This window comes from Halorhodospira neutriphila, from assembly GCF_016584055.1.
Classification (GTDB): domain Bacteria; phylum Pseudomonadota; class Gammaproteobacteria; order Nitrococcales; family Halorhodospiraceae; genus Halorhodospira; species Halorhodospira neutriphila.
The window spans coordinates 1-6,051 of the sequence record NZ_NRSH01000129.1 but is presented as its reverse complement, the minus strand read 5'-3'; the positions used below and the strand labels follow the sequence as shown (position 1 = coordinate 6,051).

General features: G+C 63.6%; 6 protein-coding genes and 1 pseudogene. 4 read left to right on the top strand and 3 right to left on the bottom strand.

Annotated features, from left to right (window positions below):
- From CKO13_RS10065 to CKO13_RS10055, 3 genes are all read left to right on the top strand, one after another.
- On the top strand, positions 1-724 hold a 724-nt coding region (locus CKO13_RS10065; RefSeq protein WP_200260380.1), incomplete at its 5' end, for an ABC transporter ATP-binding protein.
- A complete protein-coding gene (locus tag CKO13_RS10060) occupies positions 721-1,845 on the top strand; it encodes an ABC transporter permease (RefSeq protein ID WP_338034631.1) in 1,125 nt (374 codons plus the stop codon). The genes CKO13_RS10065 and CKO13_RS10060, both read left to right, overlap by 4 nt.
- 16 nt (positions 1,846-1,861) lie before the next feature.
- Positions 1,862-2,971 (top strand): ABC transporter permease, encoded by a 1,110-nt coding sequence (locus CKO13_RS10055; protein WP_200260377.1) that lies wholly within the window; start codon positions 1,862-1,864, stop codon positions 2,969-2,971.
- A gap of 55 nt (positions 2,972-3,026) precedes the next feature.
- Here the strand turns inward: CKO13_RS10055 and CKO13_RS10050 are convergent, their stop codons facing one another.
- A complete protein-coding gene (locus CKO13_RS10050) occupies positions 3,027-3,425 on the bottom strand; it encodes a hypothetical protein (protein WP_200260374.1) in 399 nt (132 codons plus the stop codon).
- A gap of 516 nt (positions 3,426-3,941) precedes the next feature.
- Between CKO13_RS10050 and CKO13_RS10045 the strand changes: the two genes are divergently transcribed.
- A complete protein-coding gene (locus tag CKO13_RS10045; protein WP_200260371.1) occupies positions 3,942-4,142 on the top strand; it encodes a hypothetical protein in 201 nt (66 codons plus the stop codon).
- Between the two features lie 72 nt (positions 4,143-4,214).
- Here the strand turns inward: CKO13_RS10045 and CKO13_RS10040 are convergent, their stop codons facing one another.
- Together CKO13_RS10040 and CKO13_RS10035 are read right to left on the bottom strand one after the other, a co-directional pair.
- Positions 4,215-5,330 carry a PIN domain-containing protein gene (locus tag CKO13_RS10040; protein ID WP_200260368.1) on the bottom strand — a complete coding sequence of 372 codons (1,116 nt, stop codon included), beginning with the start codon at positions 5,328-5,330 and terminating at the stop codon, positions 4,215-4,217.
- A gap of 509 nt (positions 5,331-5,839) precedes the next feature.
- A pseudogene (locus CKO13_RS10035) lies at positions 5,840-6,051 on the bottom strand (hypothetical protein); the annotation flags it as partial.

The window sequence follows — 6,051 nt, the reverse complement described above, 5'->3', positions numbered from 1 at the left end:
CGAAGCGCCGCTCCAGGCGGTCAAGGGGGTGGACTTCGAGGTCGGCGCCGGCGAGGTCTTCGGCCTGCTCGGCGCCAACGGCGCCGGCAAGACCACCACCTTCCGCATGCTCTGCGGCCTGCTGCCGGCCAGCGGCGGGCGGCTGAGCGTCGCCGGGCGCGACCTGCGCCGCGCCGCGGCGGCGGCGCGGGCGCGGATCGGCTACATGTCGCAGAAGTTCTCCCTCTACGCCAGCCTCACGGTCCGGCAGAACCTGCGCTTCTTCGCCCGCGTCTACGGCCTGCGCAACGCCCGCCAGCAGGAGCGGATCGAGTGGGCCCTGGAGGCCTTCGACCTCGCCCCGGTGGCCGACACCGACAGCCTGCAGCTGCCCCTGGGATACCGGCAGCGCCTGGCCCTGGCCTGCGCCCTGCTCCACGAGCCGCAGATCCTCTTCCTCGATGAGCCCACCTCCGGCGTCGACCCCCTGGCCCGGCGGGAGTTCTGGCACTGGATCAACGCCCTCTCCCAGCGCGGCGTCACCGTGCTGGTGACGACGCACTTCATGGCCGAGGCGGAGTACTGCGACCGGCTGGCGATCATGGCCGCCGGCCGCATCCTGGCGCTGGACACGCCCCGGGCGGTCAAGCGCCAGGCCCGCTCGGCCGAGCGCCCGGAGCCGAGCATGGAGGACGCCTTCATCGCCCTCATCGAGCAGGAGCTCAGCGGCGAGGAGGCGGCGTGAGCCGGCGCGGCGGCGGGGCGATGCGCCTGCGCGGGCTCATCCGCAAGGAGTTCCTGCAGATCGTGCGCGACCCCAGCGCCGTCGCCATCGCCTTCCTGATGCCGGTGGTGCTGCTGATCCTCTTCGGCTACGGCGTCTCCCTCGACGCCGAGGACATCCAGCTCGGCATCGTCACCGAGGACCGGAGCGCCCAGACGGCGGCCTTCACCGCGGGCTTCACCGGCTCGCGCTACTTCCACGTCCACCGCTACGAGCACGCCGGGACCGCCCAGCGGGACCTCGCCCGCGGCGCCATCGACGGGCTCGTGCACCTGCGCGGCGACTTCGCCGCCGGCCTCGCCGACCGCCGGCCGGCGCCGATCCAGCTTATCGTCAACGGCGTCGACGCCAACACGGCGCGCATCATCCAGGGCTACGTGCAGGGGGTCTGGTCCGGCTGGCTCGCCGAGCGCGCCGGGGCGGCGGAGGCGCCCACGCCGGTGACGCTCGAGCAGCGGGTGTGGTTCAACCCGGAGGTGCGCAGCCGCAACTACCTCGTCCCCGGCCTGATCGTGGTGATCATGACGCTCATCGGCACCCTGCTGACGGCGATGATCATGGCCCGGGAGTGGGAGCGCGGCACCATGGAGGCGCTGCTGGTCACGCCGGTCTCCATGGCCGAGATCATCGCCGGCAAGCTGCTGCCCTACTTCCTCCTCGGCGCCGGCGGCATGGCGCTGTCGACGCTCATGGCGCTGCTCCTCTTCGAGGTGCCGCTGCGCGGCTCGCTGGTGGTGCTCGCCGGGGCCGCGGCGCTCTTCCTGGTGGTGGCGCTGGCCATGGGGCTGCTGATCTCGATCATCGCCAAGAACCAGTTCGTCGCCGGCCAGGCGGCCATCGTCGCCACCTTCCTGCCGGCGTTCATGCTCTCGGGGTTCATCTTCGACCTCAACAGCATGCCCTGGCCCATCGAGGGGCTGACCTTCCTCATCGCCGCGCGCTACTTCGTCGCCATCCTGCAGACCGTCTTCCTCGCTGGCGACGTCTGGGCGGTGATCGCCCCCAACGCCCTGGCGCTGGCGGCCATGGGGCTGGTGTTCCTGATCCTGATCCGGCGCCGGGCGCACAAGCGCCTGGAGTGACACGAGGCCAAGACCCATGTGGCGGCGCATCCTCACGCTCTTCGCCAAGGAGCTGCTCACCCTCCTCAAGGACCCCAAGAGCCGCTTCGTGATCGTGGCCACGCCGGTGATCCAGCTGGCGATCTTCGGCTACGCCGCCTCCTTCGACCTGACCAGCGTGCCCTTCGCCGTCTACAACGAGGACCGCGGCGAGGCCGGCCGCGAGCTGGTGGCCCGCTTCGAGGGCTCGCCGCGCTTCGAGCGCACCCACACCATCCGCCATACCGACGAGATCGCGCCGCTGGTCGAGGCCGGCGAGGTGCTGCTCGTCCTGCGCCTGCCGCCGGACTTCAGCAGCGACCTCGCCCGCGGCGAGACGGCCCCGGTGCAGGCGATCCTCGACGGGCGCAACTCCAACACCGCCCTGATCGCCCTCAACTACGTCCGCGACATCGTCAACGCCTTCAACGCCCAGCGGCTCGAGCGCCACGGCACCGGCCCGCCGCCGGCCGAGCTGGTCACCCGCGCCTGGTTCAACCCCAACCTGGAGAGCCGCTGGTTCTTCGTCCCCGGCATCATCGGGCTGCTCATCACCGTGACCACGATCCTGGTCACGGCGCTGTCGGTGGCGCGCGAGCGCGAGGAGGGGACCTTCGACCAGCTCCTCGTCACCCCCCTGCGGCCGGTGGAGATCCTCATCGGCAAGGCCCTGCCCGGCTTCCTGGTCGGCCTGCTCGCGGCGACGGTCATCGCCGCCATCGCCGTGCTGTGGTTCCAGGTCCCCCTGCAGGGCTCCCTGGCCACCCTCTACGCCGGCACCCTGCTCTACCTCCTCTCGACGGTGGGCGTGGGGCTGATGATCTCCTCGCTCGCCGTGACGCAGCAGCAGGGGCTGCTCGGGGCCTTCCTCTTCCTCGTGCCGTCGGTGATCCTCTCGGGCTTCGCCACCCCCATCGCCAATATGCCCGGCTGGGTGCAGGCGATCACCTACCTCAACCCCCTGCGCTACTTCATGGTGGTGGTCCGGGGGGTCTTCCTGGAGGGGCGCGGGCTGGACCTGGTGCTGACGCAGTTCCTGCCCATGGCCGCCATCGGCCTGCTCAGCCTGAGCGTGGCGGGGTGGCTCTTCCGGCGGCGGATGTACTGAGCGGCCACGCAGCCCAAAGAAAGAGGGGGCTGCAGGCGCCTGCAGCCCCCTTCCATCAAGTGACGGCGCGGGAGTAGACGATCAGGGCGTGCCCGCACAGGAGGATGACGAAGCCGAGCTTGATCGCCAGATCGTAGCCGGCCGACGCCCCTTCCGTCTCGTAGAAGATCTCCCGGAAGACGGAAGGCCCCTCGCCCACGGCGGAGAACGCACCGCCCGGGCCGGGGAGGTCCTCCTGGGACGAGCCCCGGTACGGATCCGCCCCCAAGGCCCCTCCGACGATGAGGCAGACCCCGGCGAGGCCGTTGAAGCCGATGATGAGGGCGTCGTACATCTCCCGCTGCGTCCCGCTGGTCTCCCACCACGCCCAGGCGCTGAGGTTGTTGGCGGCGAGGATAACCGCAACCAGGCCGAGGCCGATGAGACCGAGGACTTTCAGATTGGCGCTAGACATTGCCGTGACCTCCGTAACAAGCCGAACAATACGCCATTACGGCGCACCCCAGAGCTGCTCTCGAGGGGTATACGGCAAGTGTAGTGGATGGCCGCGGCACCCGGCCGCACCTCGCTCGGCCCGCGCACCGAGGCGCTCACGGAGGTGCAGGAGGGAAGGAGCCGAGGGCGGGATGCTGCTCAGGCCCAGCTGAGCGGCAGTACGAGCGAGGCGTAAGCCTGCGCTCGGGATCACCAGGTGGTGGAGCGAAAAAAGAAGGGGCGTTGCCCGTTGTGGACAGCGCCCCGCAGCAGCGCTACAGCGACGAGGATCGCCCGATCCTGGCCAACCACCAGGCCCTCTACGAGCAGGCCAAGGCGCAGAAGCCGCGGCGCTGAAGTGACACGACCCGTGACTGGACGCCGATCGGATCGGTGTGGCTGAACCCCGATCGGTCAGGCGAAAAGGCCGCCGAGGTAGAGGCGGAGTGAGAAGCCTTGAGGCGACAACTCCTTTTACAGACACCGGGGAGTTGTCATGAGGCACTTCTGGATCAAGGCCAAAGACCAGCGTTGCTACCTCGTCGCCGCCAACAGCGTCGCCGAGGCCTACCAGCAGGCCGACGTCCCGTTCCACAAGGCGATGATGCTGCGGCCGGCGACTGATTCGGAGACTGCCCGCCTTCAAGCTACCCACGAGCCATGCATCGAGGTCACCGACGATGGCGTACACGCGTGAGCAGCTAGCAGACTGCTGAAAAAAATCGCCTGAGCGGCATCACAGGGAGTCTCGTTGACGGCGCGCTCCTGGTCACTGAGGTGCTGGCGGTTCTTTCATCCAGCTTGGCTCAACTTCTCCGAAATTAACCGATCTTATCTCTGTAAGAAGCTCAACATGCTCTACCGTGACCAATTCCACGCTAGAAAAATCACCATAAAGATGAATAAGAACATCAACATCTGGCTCAAGTTCAGCAGATGCGACACACGACCCCATAGGTACGTAATCCTTATCGATGGAATCACGGACAGAGAAATCAAAATAGCATCTAGCTATAGCAGCCACGGAAAAAACTCCTTGAACAACCAAACTATCCTTCTGTGCCTGAACAGGGATCAAACTTTCGTCATCTCTTAATTTTACCTCCTGGGTTTCAATTTCTACGCTATCCCAATCATAAAGAAAAATAGAGTCGGCTTCGGGCACCGGCATACATTCGGATAATTCTGTCTCAATTCTACATATAATTTCTTCGTGCAAAGGGTGTTTCGGGGATCTATATAATATATTTTTCAGCGAATAGCAAAATTCATGAGCCGTATTGTCTGGCTGAAAGTACTCTAACGCCGAAGCCAAATCTTCTATAACATCGATATAATCCGAAACTTGAGAAAAGCGCTTCCAGTCACCGTCTCTGGATACCGCTAGGACCTGATACCCATTCCTCATGGCCCACTTCTCCAATGAAAGCAATGCCATTGCATCAGGAAATTCATTTTTTTTACTGCCAGACCCCGAAAACGGCGCCTCAGAGTAAAAATATCGCTCAACTATCTCATCAATTGATATTTGCTCTTTCACACTAACAACTTCTCCATTTTTTGATTCTATAAAGTGATGCAGTCGTTTTCCTATCATATCGCGACAATCAATAGACGGAACCAGAAGTGAGCGCACTTGATTAATAGACCCAGAAGAAGAGTTGAGATTTTTACCACACTTATCAAGAGCCGCTTCCAGCTGCTTAACAGTCTCGGAAGCTTGTTTTTCCATGTGCGTCCAAACTTCCCGGACTACAATTTCCGAAAAAACAAGTATAGCTGGCATCACATAAAATTGATCGAGCTGCTTAAATAAGCCACTTTCGATTTGATAGCTGTATTGAGAAAAAACAGAGGTATCAATGGTTATTGCATTATAAGCCATTTTGGTCACCTTTACACTAAGTGGCTATCCGAATAATCCCTGAAAGGGGTGTAAACAGTGAAAGTAAACTGACGGACAGCAAGGGCCTAAAAAGGAGGCAAGTCATGGAGAAGTAATTGCACTGCCAGCCAATTCGCCACTCGGAGATGTCTGGGCCCCGTATACGTCCGTTGCTCCCTGAACGCCGGAACAAACTTCCCTACAGAGGAGGTCGGTCTCAGGTCTTAGACCGTCGGAGCATGGAGGGCGTCCTCTTCGTCCTGCGCACCATTGCGCCTGTTTTATTCACGAGAAGGCCGTGAGAGCCAAGATGCGGCCTTGTTGATGGCGGTGGTTGGGCAGTTCGTGGCCAGCAGTTGGGCCGCTCACGGCTGCAGCGGTAATCTCCAGGCGCTCTCTCGGGGCGGTTTCCCGTTCCCCGAAGGCTACATGGCGGCATGAGGCCATAACAGCCCACCGCCGGGCACGCCAGCGGCCTGACGCGGCCGGCTTGTACCTCGCGCTGCAAGCTATCCAGGGGCCGGGTAGACCCTGGGCAAGCGCCGGAGCAAGGCGCGCCAGTGGCTAGCAGCGCGCCGCTCCAGGATGACGTGCAGCCGCCGGGCATGGCGCTGGACGCGCACCGCGCTCTTGAGCACCTGCTCGCGCAGCCGGCGCAGGCTCCAGCCGTCGCCGGTGCCGCGCTCCAGGCTGTCGCGCAGCACATGGAGGAGCTGGTAGG